The 26,437-nt window shown below is 57.2% G+C and carries 22 protein-coding genes and 2 pseudogenes; 14 read left to right on the top strand and 10 right to left on the bottom strand.

Annotated elements, in window-relative coordinates; translation table 11 throughout:
• From ppk2 to ACR0K1_RS24565, 3 genes are all read left to right on the top strand, one after another.
• The coding region (gene ppk2 / locus ACR0K1_RS24575) for a polyphosphate kinase 2 (protein WP_480852180.1) at positions 1 to 770 on the top strand (770 nt) is incomplete at its 5' end.
• Between the two features lie 184 nt (positions 771 to 954).
• Entirely contained in the window at positions 955 to 1,380 is a 426-nt protein-coding gene (locus ACR0K1_RS24570) for a c-type cytochrome (RefSeq protein WP_480852179.1), read from the top strand.
• 371 nt (positions 1,381 to 1,751) lie between these two features.
• Positions 1,752 to 1,979 (top strand): hypothetical protein, encoded by a 228-nt coding sequence (locus ACR0K1_RS24565; RefSeq protein ID WP_480852178.1) that lies wholly within the window; start codon positions 1,752 to 1,754, stop codon positions 1,977 to 1,979.
• A gap of 697 nt (positions 1,980 to 2,676) precedes the next feature.
• On the opposite strand, the pseudogene ACR0K1_RS24560 reads toward ACR0K1_RS24565, so the two are convergent.
• Positions 2,677 to 2,892 (bottom strand): annotated as a pseudogene (locus tag ACR0K1_RS24560) (IS6 family transposase); the annotation flags it as partial.
• A gap of 254 nt (positions 2,893 to 3,146) precedes the next feature.
• On the opposite strand from ACR0K1_RS24560, the gene ACR0K1_RS24555 reads away from it, so the two are divergent.
• Together ACR0K1_RS24555 and ACR0K1_RS24550 are read left to right on the top strand one after the other, a co-directional pair.
• The gene (locus tag ACR0K1_RS24555; RefSeq protein WP_480852177.1) at positions 3,147 to 3,593 is read left to right on the top strand and encodes a universal stress protein; all 447 of its coding nucleotides are present in this window, start codon (positions 3,147 to 3,149) and stop codon (positions 3,591 to 3,593) included.
• 337 nt (positions 3,594 to 3,930) lie between these two features.
• Positions 3,931 to 4,716, top strand: a complete 786-nt coding sequence (locus ACR0K1_RS24550) for a formate/nitrite transporter family protein (RefSeq protein ID WP_480852176.1) — start codon at positions 3,931 to 3,933, stop codon at positions 4,714 to 4,716.
• A 508-nt stretch (positions 4,717 to 5,224) separates the two neighbouring features.
• Here ACR0K1_RS24550 and ACR0K1_RS24545 read toward each other — a convergent pair.
• Both ACR0K1_RS24545 and ACR0K1_RS24540 read right to left on the bottom strand, forming a co-directional pair.
• Positions 5,225 to 5,953: a response regulator transcription factor gene (locus ACR0K1_RS24545; RefSeq protein ID WP_480852175.1), complete on the bottom strand. Its 729-nt coding sequence runs from the start codon at positions 5,951 to 5,953 to the stop codon at positions 5,225 to 5,227.
• Positions 5,950 to 8,313 carry an ATP-binding protein gene (locus ACR0K1_RS24540; RefSeq protein WP_480852174.1) on the bottom strand — a complete coding sequence of 788 codons (2,364 nt, stop codon included), beginning with the start codon at positions 8,311 to 8,313 and terminating at the stop codon, positions 5,950 to 5,952. Before ACR0K1_RS24540 ends, ACR0K1_RS24545 begins: the two co-directional genes overlap by 4 nt.
• Positions 8,314 to 8,523: 210 nt before the next feature.
• Here ACR0K1_RS24540 and ACR0K1_RS24535 point away from each other — a divergent pair, with 210 nt between their 5' ends.
• The 7 genes from ACR0K1_RS24535 (at position 8,524) to ACR0K1_RS24505 (ending at position 17,652) form a co-directional block, all read left to right on the top strand.
• Complete coding sequence (locus ACR0K1_RS24535; RefSeq protein ID WP_480852173.1) at positions 8,524 to 11,259, top strand: molybdopterin-dependent oxidoreductase; 2,736 nt, start codon at positions 8,524 to 8,526, stop codon at positions 11,257 to 11,259.
• Positions 11,260 to 11,286: 27 nt separating this feature from the next.
• Positions 11,287 to 12,267: a chlorate reductase subunit beta gene (gene clrB / locus ACR0K1_RS24530; RefSeq protein WP_480852172.1), complete on the top strand. Its 981-nt coding sequence runs from the start codon at positions 11,287 to 11,289 to the stop codon at positions 12,265 to 12,267.
• Positions 12,267 to 13,022: a molecular chaperone TorD family protein gene (locus ACR0K1_RS24525; RefSeq protein WP_480852171.1), complete on the top strand. Its 756-nt coding sequence runs from the start codon at positions 12,267 to 12,269 to the stop codon at positions 13,020 to 13,022. The genes clrB and ACR0K1_RS24525 overlap by 1 nt, the downstream gene beginning before the upstream one ends.
• 11 nt (positions 13,023 to 13,033) lie before the next feature.
• Positions 13,034 to 13,798 (top strand): ethylbenzene dehydrogenase-related protein, encoded by a 765-nt coding sequence (locus tag ACR0K1_RS24520; protein ID WP_480852170.1) that lies wholly within the window; start codon positions 13,034 to 13,036, stop codon positions 13,796 to 13,798.
• A gap of 3 nt (positions 13,799 to 13,801) precedes the next feature.
• The gene (locus ACR0K1_RS24515) at positions 13,802 to 14,902 is read left to right on the top strand and encodes a P-loop NTPase (RefSeq protein WP_480852169.1); all 1,101 of its coding nucleotides are present in this window, start codon (positions 13,802 to 13,804) and stop codon (positions 14,900 to 14,902) included.
• On the top strand, positions 14,903 to 16,747 hold the full coding sequence (locus tag ACR0K1_RS24510; RefSeq protein WP_480852168.1) for a WD40/YVTN/BNR-like repeat-containing protein: 1,845 nt from the start codon (positions 14,903 to 14,905) through the stop codon (positions 16,745 to 16,747). It begins immediately after the preceding gene.
• Positions 16,748 to 16,968: 221 nt separating this feature from the next.
• The gene (locus ACR0K1_RS24505; RefSeq protein ID WP_480852167.1) at positions 16,969 to 17,652 is read left to right on the top strand and encodes an IS6 family transposase; all 684 of its coding nucleotides are present in this window, start codon (positions 16,969 to 16,971) and stop codon (positions 17,650 to 17,652) included.
• Between the two features lie 152 nt (positions 17,653 to 17,804).
• Here the strand turns inward: ACR0K1_RS24505 and ACR0K1_RS24500 are convergent, their stop codons facing one another.
• Positions 17,805 to 19,226 (bottom strand): sulfatase-like hydrolase/transferase, encoded by a 1,422-nt coding sequence (locus tag ACR0K1_RS24500; RefSeq protein ID WP_480852181.1) that lies wholly within the window; start codon positions 19,224 to 19,226, stop codon positions 17,805 to 17,807.
• A gap of 66 nt (positions 19,227 to 19,292) precedes the next feature.
• Between ACR0K1_RS24500 and ACR0K1_RS24495 the strand changes: the two are divergent.
• Positions 19,293 to 20,072 (top strand): annotated as a pseudogene (locus tag ACR0K1_RS24495) (ABC transporter permease); the annotation flags it as partial.
• Between the two features lie 174 nt (positions 20,073 to 20,246).
• Here ACR0K1_RS24495 and ACR0K1_RS24490 read toward each other — a convergent pair.
• From ACR0K1_RS24490 to ACR0K1_RS24470, 5 genes are all read right to left on the bottom strand, one after another.
• Positions 20,247 to 22,040, bottom strand: a complete 1,794-nt coding sequence (locus ACR0K1_RS24490; protein ID WP_480852166.1) for a PHA/PHB synthase family protein — start codon at positions 22,038 to 22,040, stop codon at positions 20,247 to 20,249.
• A gap of 379 nt (positions 22,041 to 22,419) precedes the next feature.
• Positions 22,420 to 22,827: a universal stress protein gene (locus ACR0K1_RS24485; protein WP_480616998.1), complete on the bottom strand. Its 408-nt coding sequence runs from the start codon at positions 22,825 to 22,827 to the stop codon at positions 22,420 to 22,422.
• Between the two features lie 58 nt (positions 22,828 to 22,885).
• Positions 22,886 to 23,335 (bottom strand): phasin family protein, encoded by a 450-nt coding sequence (locus ACR0K1_RS24480; RefSeq protein WP_480616999.1) that lies wholly within the window; start codon positions 23,333 to 23,335, stop codon positions 22,886 to 22,888.
• Positions 23,336 to 23,810: 475 nt separating this feature from the next.
• Complete coding sequence (locus tag ACR0K1_RS24475) at positions 23,811 to 24,452, bottom strand: NAD(P)-dependent oxidoreductase (RefSeq protein ID WP_480852165.1); 642 nt, start codon at positions 24,450 to 24,452, stop codon at positions 23,811 to 23,813.
• Positions 24,453 to 24,464: 12 nt separating this feature from the next.
• Positions 24,465 to 25,352: an EamA family transporter gene (locus ACR0K1_RS24470; protein ID WP_480852164.1), complete on the bottom strand. Its 888-nt coding sequence runs from the start codon at positions 25,350 to 25,352 to the stop codon at positions 24,465 to 24,467.
• A gap of 78 nt (positions 25,353 to 25,430) precedes the next feature.
• On the opposite strand from ACR0K1_RS24470, the gene ACR0K1_RS24465 reads away from it, so the two are divergent.
• A complete protein-coding gene (locus tag ACR0K1_RS24465; protein WP_480852163.1) occupies positions 25,431 to 25,940 on the top strand; it encodes a MarR family winged helix-turn-helix transcriptional regulator in 510 nt (169 codons plus the stop codon).
• A 205-nt stretch (positions 25,941 to 26,145) separates the two neighbouring features.
• Here the strand turns inward: ACR0K1_RS24465 and ACR0K1_RS24460 are convergent.
• On the bottom strand, positions 26,146 to 26,437 hold a 292-nt coding region (locus ACR0K1_RS24460; RefSeq protein WP_480852162.1), incomplete at its 5' end, for an IclR family transcriptional regulator domain-containing protein.

The following is a 26,437-nucleotide window of genomic DNA, read 5'->3' as shown; positions in this document are numbered from 1 at the left end:
AAGCTAAGCTCCAGGCAGAGCTGCTCAAAGTCCAGATTTGGGCACAGCAGACCGGACAGAAATTCGCATTGCTCTTTGAAGGACGTGATGCCGCTGGCAAAGGTGGTACGATAAAGCGATTTATGGAGCACCTAAATCCGCGAGCGGCTCGAATTGTCGCGTTGAACAAGCCAACGGATGAAGAGCGTGGGCAATGGTATTTCCAACGCTATGTTCAGGAGCTGCCTACATCTGGTGAAATGGTTTTCTTTGATCGCTCCTGGTACAACCGAGCAGGCGTGGAGCGGGTGATGGGGTTTTGTGATCCCAACGAGTATCTGGAGTTTATGAGACAAGCTCCTGAGCTGGAACGCATGCTCGTTCGATCAGGCATACGGTTCTACAAATACTGGTTTTCGGTCACGCAATCGGAGCAGAAAAACCGGTTCAAAAGTCGCGAGACAGATCCTTTGAAGCAATGGAAACTGTCACCAATTGACAAGGCCAGTCTCGACAAATGGGAAGACTATACCGAGGCAAAAGAAGCGATGTTCTTTTACACGGACACCGCGGATGCTCCGTGGACTATCGTCAAATCCAACGACAAGAAACGGGCCCGCCTGAATTGTATGCGTCATTTTTTGTCTACTTTGGACTACCCTGGAAAGGACCTTGAGATTGTCGGAGCACCGGACCCGTTGATAGTTGGGCAGGCAAATCACGTGATACACCGATCTGAACATATTCTTGGAGCGGCCTTACATCCTGAGGCACGAAAAAGAACAAACTAGATTGCAGGTTACTTCACGTGACACGACAGCGTGGGCTCCAAGTCGAGTCCAGAGAGCTCATCGCCGCGTTTGGTGAGAAAAAAGACTCGGGTGCTCCAACCATTTTGATTCATTTAATGAAGACAGTCTTATTTGCCCGAGAAATGAGATGTGCCTTCGTCTCTCACCAGAAAAGGAGATGCTAATGATCAATTGTCGCCGGCTCGGTTTAGTGTGGCTCATGACAACGCTTGTGGCATCGTGTTCGGAACTCGTTCGGGAAGACAATGCGATGCCCACACGTGCTGACGGCGAAGCGTTTTTCTTGGCCAATTGCCAGTCTTGTCACGGCATCGATGGGCGAGGGAGTGGTCCGGAAGCTGCCAGTTTACCTGTTACTCCACCGGATCTAACCACACTCAGCGAGAGAAACGGTGGCAGTTTTCCGCAAGCACGTGCCTTGAGTTACATCTATGGCGATCCGCAAAACAGCCACCTCTCCCGGGTGATGCCAGAGTTTGGCGGAGCGATGGCAGAAGACCTTGTCCCAGTCGATATCGACGGCGTTCTAACTCCGACGCCGCGAGAGCTCGCCGGACTGTTATTCTATCTTGAGAGCATCCAACGGTAGAAAAAGGGACAATGTTCGTTTGATACGTGCGCCACAGGGGGCCATCGCGGCCCAAAGTCGCAATCCTTACGCACACCGGTACACTGCGGTCACGGTTCTACTCTGTTTAGGTGGCGCCTTTCAGTTCGTGTTTAGTCTATCGTAAACAGCACCTGTCTTTCAGCGATGCCGCGCAATCTGTATCGCCCCAGCGACACAAGACTTGGAATGGACCCCACCAAGCCGCCCGCCACCTTGTCGGAAACCACATTGTTCTGATCAAGCGCGCTGCACATACCTAAAATGCGCGAAGTTGTATTTACCGCTGGACCGACCACTGTGAAATCTAAGCGAGACCTACCGCCAGTATTGCCGTAAAGAACGTCGCCTGCGTGCAACAAAAGAGTGAAGCCGGTCGTTGGCAAACCATCCGCCTACCGTCGTTGGTTGAGTTCCTCAAAAGTATCTCGCAACTCCGCTACCGCGTGAATTGCGACGCGGCGAGCGTCCGGAACTTGATTGATATCGAAGATGGCAAGCATTCCATCTCCCATGAACTTCAGAAGGTTACCGCCATGGCGTTCAACTACGTCAACAGCTTCCGCGAAGTAATCGTTTAGTATTGCCTTGAAGCACGGAGTTACTCTGCATTGGTTTACGCAGGTGGAATTAAACAATCTCTGGCATCCAATGTCTTCACTGGGTCTTCTGGGCCGCACTGCTCCCCAGAAATCGGATAGGTATCGCTACTTTTTTCACATGCACCAAGAACCACAAGACACACCAAAAAGAATACGGCGACAGTATTTTTTAGCATGGCACTTCTCCTTTTCCGCTCGCATTCAAATAAGCTTGGGACAACGAAACAGTCCATGACATGGATCAATGGACTCAGGGGTTCGTTGTTAGTGCTGCAAGTACCAGAAAGACGGTAATCCGATGCGATCAGAGCCGCTGTTGCAAACGTGGACAATGGTATCTGCCGAGTTTGTACCGCGCGGATTTTTTACGAGTGCAAAATCAAACCTGGTCCAGAAGATAAGCCCTGAAGGATGTCGAAAAGGTCTCTAGTTGCTGACTGCTCTTTGAGCGCCAAACTAAGTGTAATATGTCTACGCGAAAGGCTACTGCCCGATCCCAAATGAACATAGTTTTCTTGTGGATGCCCCGTTTACATCAAGCGAGTTCAGAGCATTGGAGCGTCTGATTGGGTGCAGTCATGTGTCCGGCCTCTGACCTGCCGAAACACTGTCGGCGGAACCTTATGGAGATGCGAAGCCTTCCGCGCACACGAATATATGTATCGTCCATGCGTCAGGAACTCAGCGTTGTTCGTTTCTTTGATTGCGCTCTGGCTGTGAGTATCGTTGAATACTTCACGACCCACCTATTGAGAGTGGCGTTGTCCACTTTCACGCCGCGTTCGGCCATGATCTCTACCAAATACCGATACGACTCTGTGTACCGCAAATATAAGTACACAGCGTACAAAACTGCATCCTTGGGGAAATCGAAGCCTTTCAAAGAGATCATGCTAAAACTTGTCAAATAACCATACGCTGAGAACAAACGTCGCTCGTCGATCCAGTCAGGAGGTTTGCGACACATCCCTTTGGCATGACCCACTTGCAAACCCAGCGAATTTAAAAGTTGGTTCAGGTCCCATGGAGCCACTGGAAATGGACGGACGACTGCGCTCGAATTTGCAGCGAGAAATGTTGATTTGTGTCAAAGCTGTTTTGCGCAATTTCACCCATACTAAACCCTCATTGAGGAGGTAGCGCGATATGTTCAAAACGATCGTGGTTGGCTTGGATGGATCGGAGGCGTCAGAAGCAGCACTGCGCCTTGCCTGTGATATCTCAAGCAAATATGGCTCCCAGATTAACCTGGTTCATACACCTCAGCCGCAAACCGTGGCGTTCGCAATGGGCGCGGTTGCTGGTTATCACGCGGTCACGACAATGCCTTCAGACGAAGAGGTGCAGCTGGCAGCCGACAAGATCATTTCCGCGGGTAAAGAGATTGCCGAAGAGTACAATCAGGCGGTTTCTCAAGCGCATATCCAACGCGGTGATCCGGTCGACGAGATCATTGCATGCGCCGAGCAATGCACGGCGGACCTGATTGTGACGGGCCGCCGCGGATTGGGTAGCATAGGTAGCCTAATTCAAGGGAGCACCTCTCAAGGCATCAGTCGCAATGCCACTTGTGCGGTATTAACCGTTGCCTAGGCTTCAAACTTAGTCCCAAATCGGCGCAAAAACGATGACGATCCTAAAGCTTTGCATTGAAGTCTCGTGACAGAACTAAGATTCGATAGCTACTCCGTGACGCTGAATTCCCGACCGCGCAAATGGAAAAATACTTACGCTGCTTGAGGTCAGCGGCATGAAAGCGGGAGCTAAAAAAGGGCTCATGGGTGCTTCTGGACATGACCGCGCACCAAATTGTGTTAGGCGACATTACCCAAACCACGAGTGAGCTCCCTTTTTTTGCGCACCAGTTTCAGGTCAGAAGACATGCTGTGAACCCCTGCTACGTAGATCCGTGCACACTATGGAGCCCCACATGAAAACACCGGCCTCGTTCGATGCCCACAAACCCGCTGAAATCGCGGCGTTGGTTGAGACTGCCGGAGTCGCAAAGGCAAAATTGCCAGTGGCGCCCATGTTCGTTCTTGCGATGCTAGCCGGAGCGTTCATAGGGTTTGGCGCAGCGGCCTATACGATGGCGGTCACGGGAGCAGACAGCGCTGTGGGGCCGATCCGCGTTCTGGGTGGAGCAGTATTTTCTTTAGGACTTATCCTGGTGATCGCAGGTGGGGCAGAGTTGTTTACCGGTAATGTTTTGATGGTGATCGCAGCGGTCGACCGCAAGATAGCGCTGCGGCTGCTGTTCCGAAGCTGGGGCATCGTCTACGCCGGAAACTTCACGGGTGCCGTCGGGCTTGCATTTGCCTTCGCCCTGACCGGCCTGCTTGAGGGTCCGATGGGCAGCACTGCCATGAGGATCGCCGATGCCAAAGCAGGGTTGGAACCGATGGAGGCCTTCGCCCGTGGCGCATTGTGCAACGGGCTGGTCTGCCTGGCCGTGTGGCTGTCTTTCGCCGCCCGCAGCGTTGCCGGCAAAGTCCTGGCTGTCTTATGGCCCGTCACAGCATTTGTGCTGCTGGGGCTCGAGCATTCGATTGCGAACATGTATTTCTTCCCGCAGGGCTGGGCGGCGGGGGCAACTGTGCCGATTTTCGCCGCAGCGACCAACCTATTGTGGGTCACTCTTGGCAACATTGTCGGCGGGGCGGGAGGAGTGGCCCTGGCCTATTGGTTTGCTTTTCTTGGCAGTACCAAACGGTAAGAGACGGGTTTCGGGGATATCTTCCTCGGCTCGACTGCGAACAGGGTCGTGAATCATACCAAATGCTCAGTTTACGTGAACCGTGGAAATTGGGCTTGGAGGGAAGAGCAGCGAATGCCTGATGCTGATCGTGGCCAACTGAGTTGGTCGCGTGAACTAACGGATAGTGACGCGTAGAGGCTGCTTGAATGGCCTATCGGTTTGAGTGAAATGGTATTTGACGCTTTGTGAGTTACAGAACACTGGTTTTTTTCAGCCCTTGATGCATCTCAAATTGGGTGAACGTTTTCTGTAGTATCTTGGAAGCGCACTAATTTTTCGGTCGGTAGGCGCCTAAGATGATAGTCGAAGACCAAAGCGAAATCTGTTTCATACCTTCGGGACCTAAGCTGCCTCTACGGGCGGTGGCCAACTTCGGTCTGACGCGTAAACCACCTTACACCCAATTCAACACTTTTGGACTTGTTCTCTCAAGCCGCGCTTTCAAAGGAACTTGCGACAGATCCTTTCAGATCCCCAGCTCGACATCCAGCATATAGCCCATGCGGTGAACTGTTACGATTTCGGCGGGCAGTGCTTTCAGGCGTCTTCGCAAGCGGTTGATCAACACATCAATCGTCCGGTCCCCCGGGGTCCATTCCCGGGCGCAGGCAAATTTCGACAGTTCATCGCGGGTTTGAACCTCGCCCGCGTGCTGCAGCAGGATGTGCAGCAGCCGGGCTTCGGCGGGGGCCAGAATTGCGGAACATCCCTGGGCCTCAAGACGGCGGCTGCGGGGGTCAAAGGACATGCCTGCCGCCACGAACCGTTCCGGTTTCCGGTTGGTGGCCGTGCCAGGCCGGGTGTTCAGCAATTGCCGGATGCGGCTGCTCAGCTCCAGCGGGTTGAACGGTTTGGTGATGTATTCTTCGGCCCCCAACCCAAGGCCCAGAAGTTTGTCGCGGGTGTCGTCCATGGCGCTAAGGATCATGACCGGGCAATCGCTGCTTTTCTTGATGGATTGCAACAGCAACAACCCGTCGCTGTCGGGCAGCCTGCGGTCCAGTAGGACCAGATCAAACCGGGACGCGGCCAGCTCTTCTTCGGCTTTGCAGGCTGAAGCGACGATACGGCATTCGGCACCAGAGTTCCCAACGATGTCTCGCAGCATCAGCTGAACGATCGGGTCGTCTTCGATGCACAGAACCCTGTGCGTGCCGATATCCGACGGCTGCTTTGTGGAAAGCCTGATGCTCATTTCACCCCCCAAACAGCCTTGAGCCGCAGCCACGAGGGCACGTCGGCCAGATCTTTGTCTAAGGCCGGCAGAAAGGGCGTCAGGCACGCAGCTGCATCCGCGTTGCAAACTGCTTCAAGCTTGCGCAATGCGGCCTCCAACTCGGTCAAACCCAGAACCGCGCAGCTTCCGGCATGGCGATGTGCGGACAAGGCCAAAGCGGGCCGCGGGGTATCCGGCCCGGCTTGGGTGAGTGTCTGCCGGAACTCGGACCAGCTAGCGTCGAAGGTTTCTATCATTGCGACGACCGTTTCTGGTGCTAGCCCCTGCAACCCGTCGAAATCGCCTTGCCCGGCGGACAAGGCCGCATAAGCCCGGGATCGCGACCCAAAGATTGCTGAGGCCAGAGTGACCTGTCCGGCAGGTTTTGCAAGAACCTCGTCAAAATCCTGCGTTTGCCCGGCCAGAGCTTCGACATTTGCCGTCAGCGCCAGAAACCGCGCCGAAGTCCCCGACTTGCGCTTCAGCGCCTTCACCAGCGAAGGCCCATCGCCATCCGGCAGCAGATAATCGACGACAAATACGTCAAACGCGCATTGCCGGGCCAGCTGTTCTGCCTCATGCACGGTGGCGGCCCGTGTAACCACAAGGCCAATGCGTTCCAGTTGGCGCGCCGTCACCAAAGCGCCGATGGGATCGTCGTCAACCAACAGGCAGAACTGCGCCATGGGGGCAACCGGCTCTGCCTCGGCGGGCTCGTCCGAGGTTTGCCATTCCGATTGCATCAGCGGCACGTCGAACGACACCCGTGCGCCATCTGCAAGATTTTCATAGCTGATCCGGCCTTCCATCGCCTCGACCAGATAATGCGAGATTGCCAGCCCCAAACCGGACCCGCCGTTGCCGGTATCGCGCGCAATCGCCTTGCGGAACGGGCTTTCCAAAGCGGCGGCGGCGGCGCGGGATATGCCCGGCCCGTGGTCCGAGACATCAACGCGCAGCACATCCCGTCCGGTTTTGTCCTCGACACGGCCAACCGACACGACAACGCCGCGCCCGTCATCAGCTTTCTGCGCGTTTGAGACCAGATTGCTGAGAACCTGCTGCGTCATACCCCAGTCGATGCACACGGCCTTGGGAATCCGGGCATCGACTTCGACATGCAAGGGCGATTGCGCCACGTTCTGCCCGATGGTGGCAATATCGCCGAAAACACGGATCTCTTCATGCAGATCGACCTGGGCGGGGCGGGGGACCGGGGGTTCATTCTGGAATTTGGAATAGTCCAACACGTTGCTGAGTGTTTGCAGCAGCGACTTGCCCGCCCCCTCGATGATATCCAGATAAGTCGCCCCGCTGGCCTGATCCGCGGTGCGCAACAATTCGGCAGCGCCTAGAACCCCGTGCAGAGGCGTCCGGATTTCGTGGCTCATGGTGGCCAGGAACCGCGACATGCCCTGTTCCGACTGGCGGGCCTGTTCGGCCTTGCGCTGCAACTCGGTCACATCGTTGAGCAGCACGACATGGCCGATCGCCATATTCTCGACCGAGTCGTGCAGGGTTCGGGTGCGGATGTTGAAACATCTCGGCCCGTCCAGCGTATCCATCCAGATCGGCCCGTCCGAGGATTGCGCATTGGTCATGATCTGGTCGACAACCGATTGCAGGTTCTTCTTCCGGCTGCGCATCGACCGCAGATAGATCACGTCACCGGCCTGCGCATCGCGGCCGACAAACAGTTCGGCCGACGCTTGGTTGGCGTTCACAAGCCGACTGTCACGGTCCAGCAGGAACGCGGCGCTTTGCAGGCTTTCGAAGATTGCAAAATACCTGTCCTTGTCCAGCGTGACCGCGCGCGACCGTTCCTGCAACTCGCGCAGGCGCAGATTGTCGCTTTTGTCGTTCCAATCCGCGCTGATGCTCAGCTCGACCTCGTCGAAAAAGTCCCGCACGAGCGAGGCTTCATCTTCGCTCATGCCGCCGGGCATATGGGTCAGTTCGGACAGGTAGAGGTTTCGGAAGTGTTTGAACAGGCCCACATACATCTGCAATGTGATGCCAAGCGCCCGATGCTGCCGAGCGATCAGGCGCATGCGCGAAAAGCGCGGGTCGCGAGCATAGTCCAGCGTTGCCATCGGGCCAGCGGGCGCGTTCTCGGAGTCGGCCAGATACTGGGCCAGTGAATCCGTCACGCTGACGATGGCCTCGACCCAGGCGGCTCGGATCGTGGTGGTGAAGGGGGCGTATCCGTTGGTCTTGGCAATCTCGATTGATTGATCGACCAACGGCTCAAGGCGCTGCGTCAGATAATCTGTCAGCGCCGTGATCTGGCTGTTTCGTCCGAACCCGGACGACGTGGCTTGATCTGTATCGGTTGGCATCCGCGACCGGTTCATTGGCCCGCCGGTCCGGCGGGGCTTGCCCCTGATAACACCACCATTATCGGCCTCCGGGAACCCCTTATGGGTGATGTTAACAACTCGTTAACATCTCATAACAACTTCGCTGCCTTTGCGCGGCTGCCATTCGCTATCGTGAATGTCAGCCACACGACCCATTGAAATGGGCGACCAGCCATAGGGAGGAAGACTATGCTGCGCATGAAGCGTCGTGAGTTTTTGCAGACATCATCACTTGCGGGGGCCGGCGTGCTGGCTGCAAATCAGGCATGGTCCCTGAACCGGCTGGAACCGATCGAGGACACCCTGGCCGAGGAATACCCCTATCGCGACTGGGAAGACTTGTATCGCCGCGAATTCGCATGGGACAAGATCGGCAAGGCGGCCCATTGCATCAACTGCGTCGGCAATTGTGCCTTCGACGTGTACGTCAAGGACGGCATTGTCATCCGCGAAGAACAGCTGGCCAAGTACCCGCAGATCAATCCCAACGTGCCGGATGCCAACCCGCGCGGGTGCCAAAAGGGCTCGATCCATTCCGCCGCCATGTATGAGGGCGACCGCCTGCGGTACCCGATGAAGCGCATCGGCGAACGCGGCGAAGGCAAGTGGCAGCGCATGGAATGGGACGACATCACCGAGGAAATCGCCGACAAGATCATCGACATTTTCGAAAATCACGGGCCGGGTCAGTTGATGACCCATACCGGGTCCGGGAACCTGTCGATGGTCCGGTTCGCGGCGCCCTATCGGTTCGCCTCGCTGGTGGGCGGGGTGCAGTTGGACATTTTCACCGACGTGGGCGACCTGAACACCGGCGCGCATCTGGCCTATGGCAATCCGCTTGAAAGCTTTACCTCGGATGCGTGGTTCGATGCCGACTATATCATGATGTCGCTATTCAACCCGAACGCCACCCGCATCCCCGACGCGCATTACCTGTGGGAGGCCAAATATAACGGCGCGCGCGTCGTGTCGGTGGCCCCGGACTATAACCCCTCGTCGATCCACGCCGATCTGTGGATGCCGATCAAACAGGGGGCCGACCCATTTTTGGCCATGACCATGGTCAACGTGATCCTCGAAGAGGGGCTCTACAAGGCCGATTTCGTCAAGGAACAAACCGACCTGCCGGTGCTGGTGCGCACGGATAACGGCAAGCTGCTGCGCGAGGCGGATCTGGTCGATGGCGGCTCGGATCAGAACTTTTATCACTGGGATCTGAACAGCAACGCAGCCGTGATGCTTAAGGGCTCGATGGGGTCCGAGGAAAAGACCATCGCGCTTGAGGGTATCGACCCGGCGCTTGAGGGCACTTTCACGGTCGAAGGGATCGAGGTCACGACTGTTTTCGAAAACGTTCGGGCGGAGGCAGCGAAATACACGCCCGAGGCCATGGTCGAAACCACCGGAATTGCTGCCGAAACCGTGCGCGGCGAGGCCCGCGCCATTGCTGCCGCGAAAAAGGCGATCCTGATGCTGGGCTTCAATGTCGGGCGTTATTCGAACGGCATTTACACCGGCTGGTCGCAGGCGCTGGTGCTGGCACTGACCGGACATGGCGGCAAGACGGGCGGCATGGACACCTCGTGGATCGATTGGAAACACGTGCCGTGGCTCAGCCTTGCACTTTACGGGTTCGAGAAGTTCCCCCGTCTGGAACCCGGCGGGCTGGGTGAGTTCCAGCGCGGCCACATGATCGAACACGCCCGCGAGTATTTCGACTCCGAAAAGCTGAAAGAGCGTGTGGGTTTTAACGTCGACGAGATGGAAGAGATGATCGATGAAAGCATCTCGGAAGGCTGGATGCCCTATAGCGGCGACGTCAAAGGGCTGATCTCGATCGCGGATAACAAGTTCCGCCGCAACAAATTCGCCGACAAGTACCGCGACCGTATCCTGCACGAGGTCGAGGAACTGTTCGTCGATATCAACGTCCGCATGGACAGCACCGCGCAATGGGCCGACTATCTGCTGCCCGCCGCCAGCCATTACGAGGCGTGGGATTTGCGGTCAGTCGGGTTCCATCGGTTCATCAACGTCTTCTCGCGCCCCGTCGATCCGATCGGCGAGGCCAAGCCCGACTGGGAGATCATGGCCCTGCTGTCCCAGAAGATCCAGGAACGCGCCATCGCGCGCGGGATCACCGAAGGCTATCAGGACGGCGATGTCACCCGTGATTTGCACACGATCTACGATGACTACACCATGAACCAGACCCTGCTGACGGACTATGACGCAACCAAATGGCTGGTTGATAACAGCCCCGAGATGGGCGGAGTGTCACTGGAAGAGGCCGCCGAGCAGGGCTTCATCGTGATGAATGCCGAAGGCGGCAACAACCAGCCTATCCCGCCGGATGAACCCTATAACCCGTTCGTCGCCCAGACCGTCGACAAGAAACCCTATGAAACATTGACGGGCCGCGTGACCTTCTATTGCGACCACCCAACGTTCGAGAAGATGGGCGCGACCGTCCCGACGGCGCAGCACCACGCGGGGGCCGAGGCGTCGAACTTCCCGCTGTCCTTCTATTCGCCGCACACCCGCTGGGGCATCCATTCCAACTGGCGGTCGAACAAGTTCATGATGCGCCTGCAACGGGGTGAGCCTAACATCTACATCAACCCCAAACTGGCCGCCGAAAAGGGCATCACCGACGGATCGAACGTCCGCATCTTCAACAGCGCGGGTGAGTTCTTTGCCCAGGCCAAATTCTATCCCAGCCTGCCCGACAAAACGATCATGATGGAACATGGCTGGGAACCGCATCAATACCAGCAGATGAAACCCATGAACAACACCATGGCCACGCTGATCCAGCCGCTCGAACTGGCGGGGGGCTGGGGGCATCTTGGGTTCAAGCTGTTCAAATGGAACGCAAACCAGCTTGCCCACGAAAGCGGCATTGACGTGGAGCCGGCATAAACGCCGCGCAAGAGGGAGGAATAAGACATGGCTGTGAAACGTCAACTGTCAATGGTGCTGGACCTGAACAAATGCATCGGCTGCCACACCTGCACATCGGCCTGCAAGCTGCAGTGGACCAACCGCAATGGCCGCGAATATATGTACTGGAACAACGTCGAAACCATGCCCGGCACCGGCTATCCCAAGAACTATGCCGACATGGGCGGCGGCTTCGACGCCGACGGTGCCCTGCGGCTGGGCACCGAACCCAGCGCCGAAGATTACGGAGTCCCGTGGGACTACAACTATGAAGAGGCGCTGATGACCGGCACCGACCCTTGGTTGCGCCCGAACGTCAAACCCACCTGGGGCGCCAACTGGGACGAGGATGAGGGTGAGGGCGAATACCCCAACACCTATTACTTCTACCTGCCAAGGCTTTGTAATCATTGCGAAAATCCGGCCTGTCTGGCCGCCTGTTCGCGCAATGCGATCTATAAACGGCAAGAGGACGGGATCGTTCTGATCGATCAGGAACGCTGCCGCGGCTACCGCTATTGTGTCTCGGCCTGCCCCTACAAAAAAGTGTATTTCAACGAGGAAATCTCGAAATCCGAGAAATGCATCTTCTGCTATCCGCGCATTGAAAAGGGCCTGCCCACCGCTTGCGCCAAGCAGTGTGTCGGTCGCATCCGCTGGATCGGGTACCGCGATGATGAAGAGGGCCCCATTCATACGCTGGTCGACAAATACAAGGTGGCGCTGCCGCTGCATCCCGAGATGGGCACCAAGCCAAACGTGTTCTATGTGCCGCCGCTCTCGCCACCCAAGCTGGACGAAAACGGCGATACCACGACTGAGTCCCGCGTGCCGCTGGAGTATCTGGAAAGCCTTTTCGGTGACGGCGTCAGCGCTGCGCTTGAGACGATCACCGCCGAGCGCGCCAAAAAGGCCGAGGGCGGTGAAAGTGAGCTGATGGACACTCTGATCGGCTATCGTCACGCCGAAATGTTCAAGCTCAGCTGATGTCGGTGTCTCTCTCATCTCCCCCGCCCAAAGGTGACAGCCCCGCGCGGGCGCAGGCCAAGGAAACGATCTGGCGTCTGGCGGCGCTGGCCTTTGGGCACCCCTCGCGGGACCTGTATCAGGCCATCGCCTCGGGCGAGTTTCAGGCGGCGTTCAGCGCGGCCTGGACGGATGTCACCGGTGCCGGCTGGCCCAAAATGCCGCCCTCACCCGACTATGACAGCTTTGAGGCGGGATATATCCGCGCCTTTCTACACGGGCTTGGCGGCAAGCCCACAGCCGCCCTTCTGGCCGGGGATCACGAACATATCCTTGCCGGGCTGACGCGGCCCGTTTTCATGCTGAACATCGCCGCGTTCTACCGCCATTTCGGGCTGCAGGCAGCAACCTCGGACGAAGGGCGCAACGACGAACCCGACCACATGGCCAGCATGTTCGAACTGATGTCGGTGCTGTGTCATCTTGAGGCGCGCGCGCTGCGCGAGGGCAAGGATGCCTCGGGCTATCGGCGAGCGCAGCGCGACTTTCTGTGTCGCTATTTTGGTCCGACGCTGGACGCGGTGGCCGGGCTGCTGCGCCATCATAAGGTGCCGCTGCTGGACCCGACGCTGATGCAACTGGCGCAGGACCTGCACAGCTGGGCAGAGGCGCAGATTCATGAACTCGAGGCCCGCGTCGGCCCGTTCCGCGACCCCGATGCACCCCGCGCCGAAACCTCTCAGACCGCGACGCCCGCTCAGAATCTATGGGGATAAGGAGATCACAGATGCACAAAACGATCACATGCCTGACCGCCCTTGCACTGCTGTCCACGCCGCAAATCGCGGCCTCGGAAAAGCTGGCGGATGCCAATGTCAAACTGCTCGAGGCGTATGACAGCGTCAAAGTCTCGACCATCCCCGACGGGATTTACCTGCGCCGCGTGAATGACCCCGATGACATCATCTGGGACCGGCTGCCCGAATACCGCGTGTCGATGTCGCCCGCCCCGGCGGTGCATGAATCGGTCGAGCTGCGGGTCAATTACGAGGCCGAGCCCAGCTTTCTGTACATGACGCTGGCCCGCACGTCCGAGCGATTCTATGTGCGCCTGCGCTGGGTCGATGACACCCCGAACGCGGCGACTGCGTTCGACAAGTTCCGCGATGGCGCGGCGGTGCAGTTTGCGCTTGGCACCGATGATACCTCATATGTCATGGGCGACGGGCCGGACAGTGCGGTGAACATCTGGTACTGGCAGCCCGGTGGCAACACCGTGCAAAACCTTGCCGCCGGAGGGCCGGGCAGCACCACGATGCTGGACGAACAGCCCGTCAGCGGCGACAGCCAGTATTTCAACAATGACGGTGATCCGAACGAATGGACGGTTGTCATGTCGCGCCCGATCGAATCCGAGGGCGCGCATAATGCCTCTCTGACCCGCGACACGGTGCCGATGGCCTTTGCCGTCTGGCAGGGTGCCGACAAGGAACGCGACGGGCTAAAGCGCGTCTCAGACGGCTGGATTCTGCTTGATATGACGTCGGAGTAAGCCGTGGATTTCCTGACCCCTGAAGAAAAGGCAAGCGTGGTCAAAACCGATTGCGGTCTGGGCCACGCCTGCCAGTTCTGCCCGCGCGAGGCTGAATGCAGGCTGGACAAGCCCCACCACAACAAGGTTCTGATCGAAAACCGTCTGGAACAGATCGACCAGATCATCGTGGTTCTGGCCAACAAGGGCGGTGTTGGCAAAAGCACCGTCAGCGCCAACCTTGCCGCCGGGCTGGCCCGCGACGGGTTCCGCGTGGGCGTCGCGGATGCCGATATCCACGGCCCGAACCAAAGCCGGTTCTTCGGCTTTGCCGGAGCCAAGATTCGCACCTCGCAATCCGGGCTGGACACGCATGACTATGGCGCCGAAGGGTTGGGCCATCCGGTCCGCGTCGGCTCGCTGGCCTTCATGCTCGGGGATGACACGACCCCGATTGTATGGCGCGATGCCTATAAGCACGATTTCATCCACCACCTGATCGGCAGTTTCGACTGGGGCGCGCTGGATTTCCTGATCGTCGACATGCCTCCGGGCACCGGGAATGAGTTGATCACCCTTTGCGACATGCTGGAAGGCAGCAACACCACTGCCGTATTGGTGACCTCGCCGCAGGCGGTGGCGCAAATGGACAGCCTCAAGGCCGGGCGGTTCTGCAAGGAACGCGGGCTGCCGGTGGTGGGCGCGATCGTGAACATGGCGGGGGTGCAATGCCCCCACTGCCACGAGGAATTTCACCTGTTTCCCGATGCAGGCATCGCGCAGGCTTTGGACGAGTTGGGGATCGACAAGCTGGCCGAGATACCCCTGTCGCCCGACCTTGCCATGGGATCGGACAGCGGCGCGCCCGTCGTCGCGGTCATGCCCCAAAGTTCCGTTGCCCAAGCCTTTGACCCTGCCATCCGGTCGGTGGCGGCGCTTGGGCGGCGCGATTTTCACCGCTCGGTTGCGGCGGCGATGCCTGAGGTGTTCGCCGAAAACTTGCAAAACAGCGACCTGCAGAACGCGTTGGCCGCCCACGGCCTGAGCGCTGAACTGGCCGAGTTGGTGGACGCCGAGGCCACTCGATTGAAACAGGCTACCGGGGCAGAGAAGGATAGCGGATAAATGGATGGAACCTCCGAAATGATCTCGCGCCGAGGCTTGCTGCGCGGCAGATTTGGGGCGCGGCCCACCGAAATAAAGGGCTGGTACGCGGTCGAGGGGCTGCCGACCGGACCGGGCAACGTGTTCTGGGGTGGCTGGGCCGACGAAGATGGGCTGTTCGTCGTGGGGGATGACGGTCTCATCACCCATTTCGACGGCCGGACATGGGAACGGATGCCCAACCCCGCGCCGGTTCCGATCCATTCGCTCTGGGGTCGCTCCCGGGATGACCTGTGGGCCGTGGGGTGGATGGGTCTGATCCTGCGGTATGACGGCGCGACATGGCACAAGGTGCGCGGTTGCGTCGTGGATCCCGAAGGCAAATACCCGACCACGCCCGAAAACACCCCGCTGTTCGGGATCTGCGGTACCGAAACCCGCCAGGCCTGGGCCGTCGGGGATCGGGGCACCATCCTGCATTTCGATGGCTCCGAATGGGACACCGAAGACTCCGGCACGCGCGCGCACTTGCGAACCGTGATCCGCCTGAACGACGGGCGCGTGATGGCGGCGGGCGGTGACGGGACGGTTCTGCTGCGCGATGGCGAAGGTGTCTGGACTACGTTGTCCTGCCCTGTCGCCTCGAATTTCACAGGGGCGCTGGCTCTGGAAGATGGTGGCGTTCTGCTGTGTGGGGGGCGCTATTTTGTCGATGCCAACGGCTTTCGCGGAGATTTGATCAAATGGGACGGCGACGGGTTTGCACACCTGTTCCCCGCGCAGGATTTCAGCCGTTTCCGCGCCCTCGGGCGGTCGGCCCAAGGGGTGCTAACGCTGGGCGACAGCGGGCAAATCCACATTATCCGCGACGCACGCATCGACCGGCTTCAAAGCGGAACGGGGCATGATCTGCTGGGTCTTGTGCCGCTGCCATCGGGCGAGGCCATGGCCGTGGGCGATTTCGGCACGCTTCTTGTGGGCGACGATCAGGCGCTGAGCTGCTTTGCTCCCAGCATTCAGCCAGGGGCGGAACCGGAGAACTGGGTTGAAACCGTCAGCTGCACGGATCGCCAGCTTTGGGGCATGTGGCACGATACAGGGCGGGATGAGCTATATGCCTGCGGCGAGGAAGGCGCCGTTCTGGTTCTGGACCGCGGCCAGTGGGAGGCGCTGCCCCCCGTCGGGGATCAGGGCATCCACGACCTGACCCGCGCGCCGGATGGCGGCTTGCTGGCCGCCGGGCAGCTGGGCGAGATTCACCATTTCGATGGCACCCGTTGGCATAAGCAATTCGATCTGCACATGGACATCACGCTGCTGTCGCTATGGTCGGACGGCAAGGGCCAGATTTTTGCGGCTGGTGACGAGGGCCTGGTGCTGCATTGGACCGGAGCGGATTGGGAACGTATGCCCTCGGGCACCAAAAGCGCCTTGTATGGGCTTTGGGGCATGGACGCAGAACACTTGCTGGCTGTAGGTGACTTCGGCCAGATCATGCGCTGGAACGGGCAGCGCTGGGATGAGTTCAACGCCGGGACCGAACATTTTTTGTTTGATGTCTGGGGCCGATCTCTGGACGATATATTCGTTGTCGGCTTGTCCGGAACGATCGGGCATTTTGACGGAACACGCTGGACCATCACTCCGGTCCGTGCCCGCAATGACCTGTTGGCGATCACCGGAACCACTCAGGATGCGGTGGCCGTTGGGGCCGCCGGCGCGGCCGCTCGGTTCGACGGGCAGCGCTGGCATCTGGACCCGACCGGGACGACAGCCGGATTGCGGGCCGTCGCGGTGGACGGGCGGGGTCGGTATCACGCCTGTGGCGACGGCGGCACGATCCTGTACCGTGCCCCGGATGATTAAGGTTCAGCTCCGCAGGATGTAGCTTGCCGCCTTTTTTCGCGACCATGATGGTTGGTGAATTGGTGTTGGTTTTGTCGCATTCTTTTCTTAAGTCTGAATGCTCACCAGGTATGGCTGTGTTTAGATGGCCAGTTCAGCAGGTTCTGTCGCAAACTCTGCTCCCAACTGTCATTCCGATTGCAGTTCTGATAGCGCGCGCTCGGCTATGACAAGAGCAAACCGTGACAAGCTCATTTAAAGGCGCGCATTTTCCAAAAGACGTTATCTTACACGCGGTCTTCTTCTACCTGCGCTACGGTGTCTCCTACAGGGATCTGGAAGAAATCATGGCCGAACGAGGCGTCGATCTGGATCATGCGACGCTGAACCGATGGGTAGGAAAATATGCCGGGCTCGTAACGGAAGCAGCGCGATATCGAAAGCGCGCTGTGGATCGTTCTTGTCGCATGGATGAGACGTATGTGAAAGTGAAAGGTGAGTGGGTGTATCTCTATCGCGCGATCGACAAGTTCGGCAAAACGCTTGATTTCATGCTGTCCAAACGCAGAAACAAAGCTGCAGCAACGAAGTTTTTTGCCCGCGCGCTCGAAGCAAACGGGCTGCCGTGTAAGATCGTCATCGATAAAAGCGGGGCCAACACGGCCGGCATCAAAGCTATAAACAAGATGCTGAAAGGCTTTGGTTGCCCAATACCGATTGAGATGGTGAGGCGAAAGTACCTCAATAATATCATTGAACAAGACCATCGATTCATCAAACGGCGGATCAGGCCCATGCTCGGCTTCAAATCCTTCGCTTCAGCCGCATCTGTCCTGGCAGGCATAGAATTGGTCAATATGATCCGCAAAGATCAATTCACGCCCGGACTCCGGCCGTTTCAGCAATTCGTCCAACTGGCAGGCTAAACTGCCCACCAATCCCAATGATGCTCTGCCATCCAATAAGTTTGCGACAGAACCATGAACGTCGCTTATGGGCCGCCTGCGTCCAAGGCGGCTACGACAGTAGGTCAGAGACAATCGTGCATGCGGTCAGAATACTGTGTGGACACTTCGGTTTACCAATCAACAGTTTTCTGCGGGGTATAAACGGGTGTTGGTTCAGGATCGAAGGATCGGTCGAAATCCCGATAGTACCCTTCCAACACGCGGTGTGGAAACTGTTGGATCAGCGCGAAATGATCCTGGATCATCTTGGTAAGACCGGGACCTGCCCAGAGGCCATTCTGGATTTCATTGGGAAAGCGCTCGGCCGGATCATGGTAGATGTTGAACATCTCGTAAAAATGAAAATCCGGTTTGTTTGGCTTGAGGTTCATTTTGACCTGGTCCTTGCGCACCGCTTCAAGCTGATCGCGGTTATAATGAAATATGTAGTCCCGGCGCCCAGCACCCTCTCCAAGCAGTAAGAGCCCGCTCTGATCTACACCATCGATCACCCGATCCGTGGGAATGTAATCTTCAGCATCCGCCAAACGCGCCATCGTCATGAACCAGTCGGTTATCTGCACAAGATCCAGAGGATCCTGTCCGGCTTCGATCATGCCGGGCCACCAGGCCAAAGCGGGAACCCGAATGCCGCCTTCTCTGGTTTCACCCTTCGTCCCGGGCAGCAGAGAGTAGCCGCCATGCGGATGCACGGTGTACATCGGACCGTTGTCGGAGTTCCAGATGACTAACGTGTTTTCCGCGATGCCCAGATCAACGAGCGTCTTGATCACGCGCCCAACGTTGTAGTCGTGCTCAACCATCTGAGCAGATGAGTTGGATTGTGCCGGTGTATCTCGGAAATCCGGATGCGCACCCCAGAAATGGTTTCCCTTGCCCCAGAAGTTCACAAAGAAAGGCTGATCTGAATCTGCCCGACGTTCGATGAAGTCGATGACATTGTCTGCAACCTCTGAATCGTAAGTGTTGTAGCGTTCCAGACTGTAGCGATAGACCATTTCCGGCTCTTCTCCGCGTTGCGCACGCATCACGCCGCCGTTGTCGTAAGGAAAACCCTCGGGACCGGGAGAGTTGATCATGCCCCTGTTGTTGAAACCACCCGCATCCTCATCGGCGCTGGCTTCCCAGTTAGCGACCCACCAGGGAGGATTGTCCTCAGACCATTCGGCTTCATCGAACCCCTGATTGGTCGGAAAATGTTCCTCATCCTCACCCATGTGCCACTTGCCGAAGAAACCTGTGTAATAGCCAGCTTTCGACAATACTTCCGCGATGGTCACTTCTTCGCCATGTAACCCGCGCCCAACTTCTCCGGGCAACGTGATGTTGTAGAGACCATTGCGGATCGGGTGCCGACCCGTCATGACCGCTCCACGAGACGGCGAGCACTCAACTTCCGAGTAAAACGACAGAAATCGCATGCCTTCCTCAGCCATGCGGTCGAGGTTGTTGGTCGGGGCGCCTCGGATCTTGCCACCGCCGTAGCTGCCCAACTCGGTGTAGCCTACATCGTCGGCCAGGATGTAGACGATATTGGGCTTCTTGCCGAAGCGCTGTTCCAGTGCCGCTAGTTTGGTAGCGACTTCGGGCGAAGGCCAGAGATTCAGGTTCTGATCGACGCCACGGCTATGGAGCAGGCCGGTATAGGTGCAAATTACATCTCCAATATTCTAAGCGCCGAGATCTATCGTTTCGCGGTTGGTGTCGATCTCGTTAATCCCCCCTCAGTCAATGTCATTCTGAGAAGCGCATTCAATCCAAACAGGGATACGGTGCGGTTTGCAGGTATCGTTGCTTTGATCGGGCAAATCATGTGGCTGACGACTATTTTGACCGGGGCAGCGATGATCCGCGAGAGAGAGCACGGAACAATCGAACATCTGCTGGCCATGCCATTGGCCCCATTCGACATCGCGATGGCCAAGATCTGGGCAAACGCGGCCGTTGTTCTGGTTGCCGCCGGACTGTCGCTGATATTTGTTATGCAGGGGTCATTGGGCATCAGCATCGCCGGGTCAACAACACTTTTCCTGTTTGGCACGGCCCTGTTTCTGTTTACCGCGACGGCACTTGGGGTTTTTCTGGCCACGCTCGCACGCTCGATGGCACAGTTTGCGCTCCTGGTGATGTTAATTGTCCTGCCAATGCTGATGCTATCGGGCGGAGAGACACCAATTGAAGGCCAACCGGCTTGGTTACAGGCTGGTACGTTGTTCCTACCGTCGCGCCACTACATGTCAGCAAGTCAGGCGATCGTCTTCAAAGGAGCCGGTCTCGAAGTGGTATGGCCTGAATTTGTTTGGATGGCTGTTCTGGGTCTCGCCCTATCGATAACAAGTTTGATGCTGTTTCGGCGTTCGGTCGCACAAGTGAGCTGACAAAAATCTGCAGTTTACGCTGTGGCCAGGCTCAGTGCCTAAAAGTATCGGCCTTTGCCGAATGATCAAGTTTTCAGCACCAATCGGGGCAACCGCATTCCTGTCCCTAAAAGGGCAGAACCGACCTACGCGCAGAGATTGTTTTTTTCTTGAGTTCACAGCGTTTGGGCTGGCTCAGGTCTGATGAACGTATTCACCCGGCGCATTGCGCAGTCTATTGGCCCCTCGTTGTCTTCCAGCCATGAACGGAGGTGCGGTTTCGCCAGTTGATTGCTTTTTTAACCACTCCGCCATCGCGGGCCACCAGGACCCCAGCTGTACTTCGGTGGTCTCGAACCATTCGTCCGGGGAAGTATACAGCGCGTCCGCCGGCCTGTGGCCCTGCCGATAGTGGCGGTGCTTGTGACCTGGCTCGCTCAGGATGCCGCCGTTGTGGCCACCATTGGTCAGCACAAAAGTCAAATCTCCGTCCGTAAACAGTCTGATCTTATAAACTGATCGCCACGGAGCAATGTGATCGGATTCCGTTCCCACAACAAACATGGGAACGCGGATATCCTTCAGCGCAACAACCCGACCTTCGACGGCAAACCGTCCGGCGCTCAGTCGGTTTTCAAGGAACAGACCACGCAGGTACTCGGAATGCATCCGCGCAGGCATACGTGTTGTGTCATTGTTCCAAACGGTCAGGTCGGTTGGAAGGTCATCTTCACCCAGAAAGTAGCGGCGGACAGCCCGAGCATAGATCAGGTCTTCGGCGCGGATTGTCGTGAAAGTCCGCGTCATTTGCGGTCGGTCCAGGCAGCCCTGCAACCACATCAGATCCTCAACAAAAGCAACCTGACTGTCATCAATGAACAGCAACAACTCGCCGGCCTCAGCGAAATCAACCTGAGCCGCCATAAGTGTGACACTGGCAAGCCGGTCATCGCCATCACGTTGCATGACCGCAGCCGCAATCGCCAGAAGCGTACCCCCGAGGCAATATCCATTGGCGTGGATTTTCTGGCCTGGAACGATATTCTCAACGGCGTTTATCGCAGCCATAATGCCGTTCACGCGATAATCCTCCAAGCTGAGATCAGCCTCGTCAGCCGTGGGGTTGGCCCAGGATATCATGAACACGGTGAAGCCCTGGTCGACCAGATAACGTACCATGGAGTTTTCCGGAGACAGGTCGAGCACATAGTATTTCATGATCCATGCGGGCACAAAAAGGATCGGTTCGGCCTGCACGCTCTTGGTGCGGGGCGTATATTGGATTAGTTCGAACAGCGCGTTGCGATAAACAACCTTGCCTGGGGTCGTGGCGAGGTCTTTACCGATCTCGTAGCCCTGAGGTGCGGGTTCGTGCACTTGCGTGATTGTATGGGCTAAATCCTCAAGGAAATGGGCCCAACCCTCTACCAGATTGCTACCACCTGTCTGAATGGTGCGGTTCAAGATTTCCGGGTTTGACCACGGGAAATTCGATGGAGAGATAAGATCAAGGGCCTGGCGGATCTGAAATTGAGCTCGTTCTGCATCGCGGGGGGCGATGCCTGGCATTTCGGCCGTTGCGGCCTGCCACCAATCCTGTGCGCTCAGAAAGGCTTGTTGCCACAGCGAATAGGGCACTTTCTGCCAGCCGGGCGCGCTGAAACGGTGGTCCCGAGCGCGCGTTTCAAAAGGTGGGGCGGACTTGGTCCCGATCGCCATCTCACTGGCATAGACCCAGAGTTTTGCGAAACCGCGGGCTGCGCGCTCCGTCAGTTCGAGCTGACGTCCAGGTGAACGGTTGAGATGCAGCGCCCAATCCATCCATGTGGCCATAATTGAATGCGGAGAAACACCCGCGGTGGCTCGGGCGAGCGCAGCACGTGTCGCGCGATCAAGTTTGTCATAAGGGTGCCGCGTGTCATTCTGCCCGAGCCCAGCCGCAGTAGCTCCATTTTCGGAAGCAATCTTTTTGGGGGACAAATCAGTCATCTGGTTTCTCCGATTTGGGCACTTTGTAGCAAACGTCGTTGATCCAAACTTTCACGACCACCTCACCTTAACTAGCCAAGGGTGCGTTTGGACCATGAGTTGCCGAGCATAGGCAGGGTGTTTACACTAGTATCGCCTCATCATTTCGGTCGCCATGCGCGATCATCGGGTTTTGGATGAAGACTTCCAACCGGAGTAAGTCGACAAATCCGTGACGACGAACTGACCCACGTCAAACTCTATTGAATGCGGATTCCTCAAACAGGTAGTTTGCAAGCCCATGCCGATCATCAGGAACGCGGCTACGGAGTGCACAGTCCTTGTGTCCGTTCTCGTTCATTGGGCAGACCTGTTATCAGTATACAGGGACGAAACCGGATCAGCGGATCACGTGCACCGAGCACTTAGCGTGATGCACAACTCGGTTTGCAGTAGAGCCAAGAAAAATGTCCCCGAAGCCGGGTTTGTGCGAAGCCAAAACGATGCAATCGACATCGTTCTCATCTGCGAAGTCGACAATAGCCCTACCCGCATGCCCAGAGATAAGCCGAGCCTCCGCGCCCGGGATTTCAGAAGCACTCTCATTCAGGTTGTCCAAAACCTCGTGCCGCGTATTCGCAAGTACTTCGCTTGGAATCTGAGACCCAACATATGCCGGAATCGGCTCCTGGACGTGCACCACGGTGAACACGGTGTCTGCATCGGCTAGTTGGCGCGCAGCCTCAAAGGATGCTCGCGTGTCGTGGTCTTGGTCCAGTGCAACAGGGATCAGGATGTTCTTATACATACGAACTCCTTTCTAAGGCTCCTGGGCCTTCATTCTGATATCAGCTGCGGAAGGAACCCTATACAGGTTCAGACTTTGAGGATTTCCCCGCACTTTTTGCCGCGGTCGCAACATCATCGACTGTTTTCTCTACAGCGTCAGCTTCGGTTTCAGCAACATATGCCGCACAGCGGGATACGGTTTGGAACCATTCCTGGGCGTCAGCGACCAACCGCTCAGTCGAGTGGCGCTGCCATTCCGACATACTCTGAAGGGCTTTCGAGGGATCTGACGGGTTCGCCGACGACACAGTGCGCGCCGCTCGCAGCGCCGTCCGAACAGCCTCATGACGGCGTTCGAACCAATGCTGTGCAAAGGCCTCTGTTTCCTCTAACATTTTCTCTTGTGCATCCCAGAACTGTTCGATCTGAGCGCCAAAGCCCGGATTGCCTGCAATTGGCGGCTGCATTTGCTTGAACACGTCCATGAGACTGGACGGAGGGTTAGATTTAGACTTCTTGGTCGGCATCGAAAGTTCCTTCTCACTCCCTGAATGTGCAATCGTACCACCGGCAGAGAAACTTCACCTTAATGCAGATCAAAATCCCTTATTTTAAGCTATTTGAATGAACCCAAGAAAAGTTAACGGCGATAAAGTAACGATCAATATCGAAACGGAAGCAATCAAGGACGACGATTGATTTCGGTACATGACCGTTGTGTTGGCCAGCAAATCGATCCTGTAGACAGCATACTGCCTGGCTTCGATGAACGGCCCAAAAGAGACATCCATCAATCTGAACAACTCTGCAGTGCAGCTTCCTCAAAACGGACGTTTACACCTGAGAGCGGAATTTAGGCCAGGCGCAGGACCGCGTCGCGGAAGAAGCTGCGTCGGCCTTGCAGTGACCCATGCCTTGGGTCGGTGGACTAATCCTTGAGGCAACGCCCGGCCTGCTAATCATCTAGCTCAAAAGCCTTTCCATATCGGTCTGAGACGAGTGTTAGTAACCGACCGTGAATGCGGCGCGCGGGAATTTGGCTGATTGTGCTTCATCTACCAGCGCAACAGCAAAGTCCTCCATCGATATCTCCGATTTGCCAGCTTCATCGATAAGCAGCGTGTCCGTACCGGTTCTGAACACGCCGCGGCGGCGACCGGGCTGTAAGAGAGCGGACGGGCTGACATAAGTCCAGTTAGCCGATGTTTCAGTGGCGCAGAGTTCCCATTGCGCCATCGATGCGCGGGCGATCGGAACGATGTTTTCAGGTAAGAAATTGGGGTCTGACAAAACCGTATGTGGACTGCCGTTTGGCAGTTGGAGTCGCGCGGCGCCGCCAACGATGATCACCCGAAGGCCCGTGCGTGATGCAGCATTGAGGATCGAACGTGTCAGAGAGACGATCTCGCCTTCGCGCCCGGGCGGAGCGCGCAACGCGCTGATCGCCATATCCTGCGATTCCATGGCGGCGGCGAGGGCTGCTGGGTCTGTTGCTTCCGCAATGACCGGTCTGACGCCCTTCGGCAATTTGGCAAGCGCTGCTTCGTTTCGAACAGCTGCGGTTACGTGATGCCCGCGTGCGAGCCCTTCTGTTACGACGCGAGAACCGACATCGCCGGTGGCACCAAATACTATGAGTTTCATGAGAGTTCTCTTTCATACTGGATTGCGGATGCGATGTTTCGGAAGGTTGGGCGGGCGAACGCGCCCCGCCCTTTGACCAAGCCAGATTGCGACAAAGACAAGCGCGGCCCCGGTGATCTGCATTTGTGTCAGCGCCTGCCCCAGCAATACCCATCCGATCAGGACGGCGGAAAGCGGGCTCAGAAAACCAAGTACCGAGACGGCACCTGGCTCTATCCGAGAGATGCCGCGGAACCACAGGATATAGGTTAGCGCGGCCCCGATGAGCGCAAGATAGACGATGCCGGAGAGGTTTCGTGAATCCAGTGGCGGAAGCGGCGGCTCGATGAAGACGGCCAGAAGCACCAGCAACAGACCGCCGGCGGTCAGTTGCCACGCGGTGAAGGTAAGTAGCGACACGGGAGGCTGCCATTTCCGGGTCAGGACTGTGCCTGACGCCATCGAGGCTGCACCACTTACCCCCGCAATCACGCCGACCGGATCAAGCGATATACTTGACCCTAAGACGAGTAGCCCAACACCAAGGATACCGATCAGGGCGGCCAGCACGGATGCGACTCGAACTTCAGTGCCGAGCAGCAGTGCGGCGAGGAATACGACGATCAGCGGCTGAACCGCACCAACCGTGGCCGCAACTCCCCCGGGTAATCGGTAGGCTGCGACAAACAGAAAGGCCCAGAATAGCGTGAAGTTGAGTGCGCCGAGAATGAAGATGCGCAGCCACCAAATACCCTTGGGCAAGCGCGGTGCCAGAACAAGAAGCAACAGGCCGGCAGGCAGAGCGCGAAGGGCGGCCATCGTGACCGGATACCCTGCAGGAAGGAATTCTGTCGTCACATAGTAGGTGCTGCCCCATATCAATGGCGCAATGGCTGTGAGTCCAATGTCGAGATTTTTCATCGCAGGTCTCCATTATCTTGACGTCAAGATACATCCTTTTATCTTGACGTCAAGATATAATCCTGCATTGTAACTTGCATGGACCACGTAGACCGCATCGTTGCTCAATGGAACAGGGCCCGGCCCGACCTTGATGTCGGGCCGATGGAAATCATCGGCCGGCTTTCACGTTTGACTGCCAGGCTTCGGGGCGAAATGGAACGAACCTGGAAGGCTTACGGGTTGAACGCCGCCAGTTTCGATGTTCTGGCGACCCTGCGCAGATCCGGAAAACCTGATGGCTTAACCCCTAGTGAGTTGCTGGACCTGACAATGGTGACGTCAGGAACAATGACCAATCGCATCGACCAACTCGTCAAACACGGCCTTGTCGAGCGGGTGCCAAACCCCGAAGACAAGCGCGGGTTTCTAATCCGTTTGACCGAACCCGGATTTGCGACAATCGAGAAAGCCGTCGGCGATCATGTCGAAACGCAGCATCGCCTTATACGGGGACTAGCTCCGGCAGAAGCCGAAGATTTGAACAGGCTTCTGAAGACGCTGGATGAAAGGATGAACTGCGACAGTGGGACGAACTCACGAAAGTGATCCTCCCTCTGGGTGCAACGCGTGACCGCTACCAGTTGGTTTTATGTCGCTCCGATGTGGCCGGCCCAGAACCGCCATCAAGCAAGGATCTGAGATACTGCGTTGCGACCCACCGAATCCGCCATTCGCTGCGCACGCGAATTCACGAGACAGGCGCATTAACAAAACGCCTGGTTTTCGCGACATTCGCTGCAATCTCGCTTATCTAGCCTGAGAGCATTTGGGAAAGCTTCTGCGCGCCACGCAGTAACACCAGCCGAAATTGCAACAAGCTGGCTATGTCATGCCGCTGAATTGGAGCGTGCACCGCGAGCGCGGCCACCAACCTGCCCTGGCTATCCCGGACGGGGACGGCAACGGCTGACATTCCGGTCATGAATTCCTCGTCATCGGTGGAATAGCCACACTCGGCAATGCGCTGGATTTCCGTTCGCAACGCCCCGGGTGAAGTCAGCGAGCGTTCGGTCTCCGGTTGCAGGTTTCCGGCGGCAAGAAAC

Source organism: Ruegeria sp. F5, from assembly GCF_056533845.1.
Note: the sequence above shows the minus strand (reverse complement) of the source record. Positions and strands in the feature narration are given on the sequence as shown.

What these genes read in the sequence shown, in the direction of transcription:
- ACR0K1_RS24570 (WP_480852179.1), top strand. Translation starts at nt 955, where the DNA reads ATGATCAATTGTCGCCGGCTCGGTTTAGTGTGGCTCATGACAACGCTT.
- ACR0K1_RS24555 (WP_480852177.1), top strand. Translation starts at nt 3,147, where the DNA reads ATGTTCAAAACGATCGTGGTTGGCTTGGATGGATCGGAGGCGTCAGAA.
- ACR0K1_RS24550 (WP_480852176.1), top strand. Translation starts at nt 3,931, where the DNA reads ATGAAAACACCGGCCTCGTTCGATGCCCACAAACCCGCTGAAATCGCG.
- ACR0K1_RS24545 (WP_480852175.1), bottom strand. Translation starts at nt 5,953, where the DNA reads ATGAGCATCAGGCTTTCCACAAAGCAGCCGTCGGATATCGGCACGCAC.
- ACR0K1_RS24540 (WP_480852174.1), bottom strand. Translation starts at nt 8,313, where the DNA reads ATGCCAACCGATACAGATCAAGCCACGTCGTCCGGGTTCGGACGAAAC.
- ACR0K1_RS24535 (WP_480852173.1), top strand. Translation starts at nt 8,524, where the DNA reads ATGCTGCGCATGAAGCGTCGTGAGTTTTTGCAGACATCATCACTTGCG.
- clrB (WP_480852172.1), top strand. Translation starts at nt 11,287, where the DNA reads ATGGCTGTGAAACGTCAACTGTCAATGGTGCTGGACCTGAACAAATGC.
- ACR0K1_RS24525 (WP_480852171.1), top strand. Translation starts at nt 12,267, where the DNA reads ATGTCGGTGTCTCTCTCATCTCCCCCGCCCAAAGGTGACAGCCCCGCG.
- ACR0K1_RS24520 (WP_480852170.1), top strand. Translation starts at nt 13,034, where the DNA reads ATGCACAAAACGATCACATGCCTGACCGCCCTTGCACTGCTGTCCACG.
- ACR0K1_RS24510 (WP_480852168.1), top strand. Translation starts at nt 14,903, where the DNA reads ATGGATGGAACCTCCGAAATGATCTCGCGCCGAGGCTTGCTGCGCGGC.
- ACR0K1_RS24490 (WP_480852166.1), bottom strand. Translation starts at nt 22,040, where the DNA reads ATGACTGATTTGTCCCCCAAAAAGATTGCTTCCGAAAATGGAGCTACT.
- ACR0K1_RS24485 (WP_480616998.1), bottom strand. Translation starts at nt 22,827, where the DNA reads ATGTATAAGAACATCCTGATCCCTGTTGCACTGGACCAAGACCACGAC.
- ACR0K1_RS24480 (WP_480616999.1), bottom strand. Translation starts at nt 23,335, where the DNA reads ATGCCGACCAAGAAGTCTAAATCTAACCCTCCGTCCAGTCTCATGGAC.
- ACR0K1_RS24475 (WP_480852165.1), bottom strand. Translation starts at nt 24,452, where the DNA reads ATGAAACTCATAGTATTTGGTGCCACCGGCGATGTCGGTTCTCGCGTC.
- ACR0K1_RS24470 (WP_480852164.1), bottom strand. Translation starts at nt 25,352, where the DNA reads ATGAAAAATCTCGACATTGGACTCACAGCCATTGCGCCATTGATATGG.
- ACR0K1_RS24465 (WP_480852163.1), top strand. Translation starts at nt 25,431, where the DNA reads ATGGACCACGTAGACCGCATCGTTGCTCAATGGAACAGGGCCCGGCCC.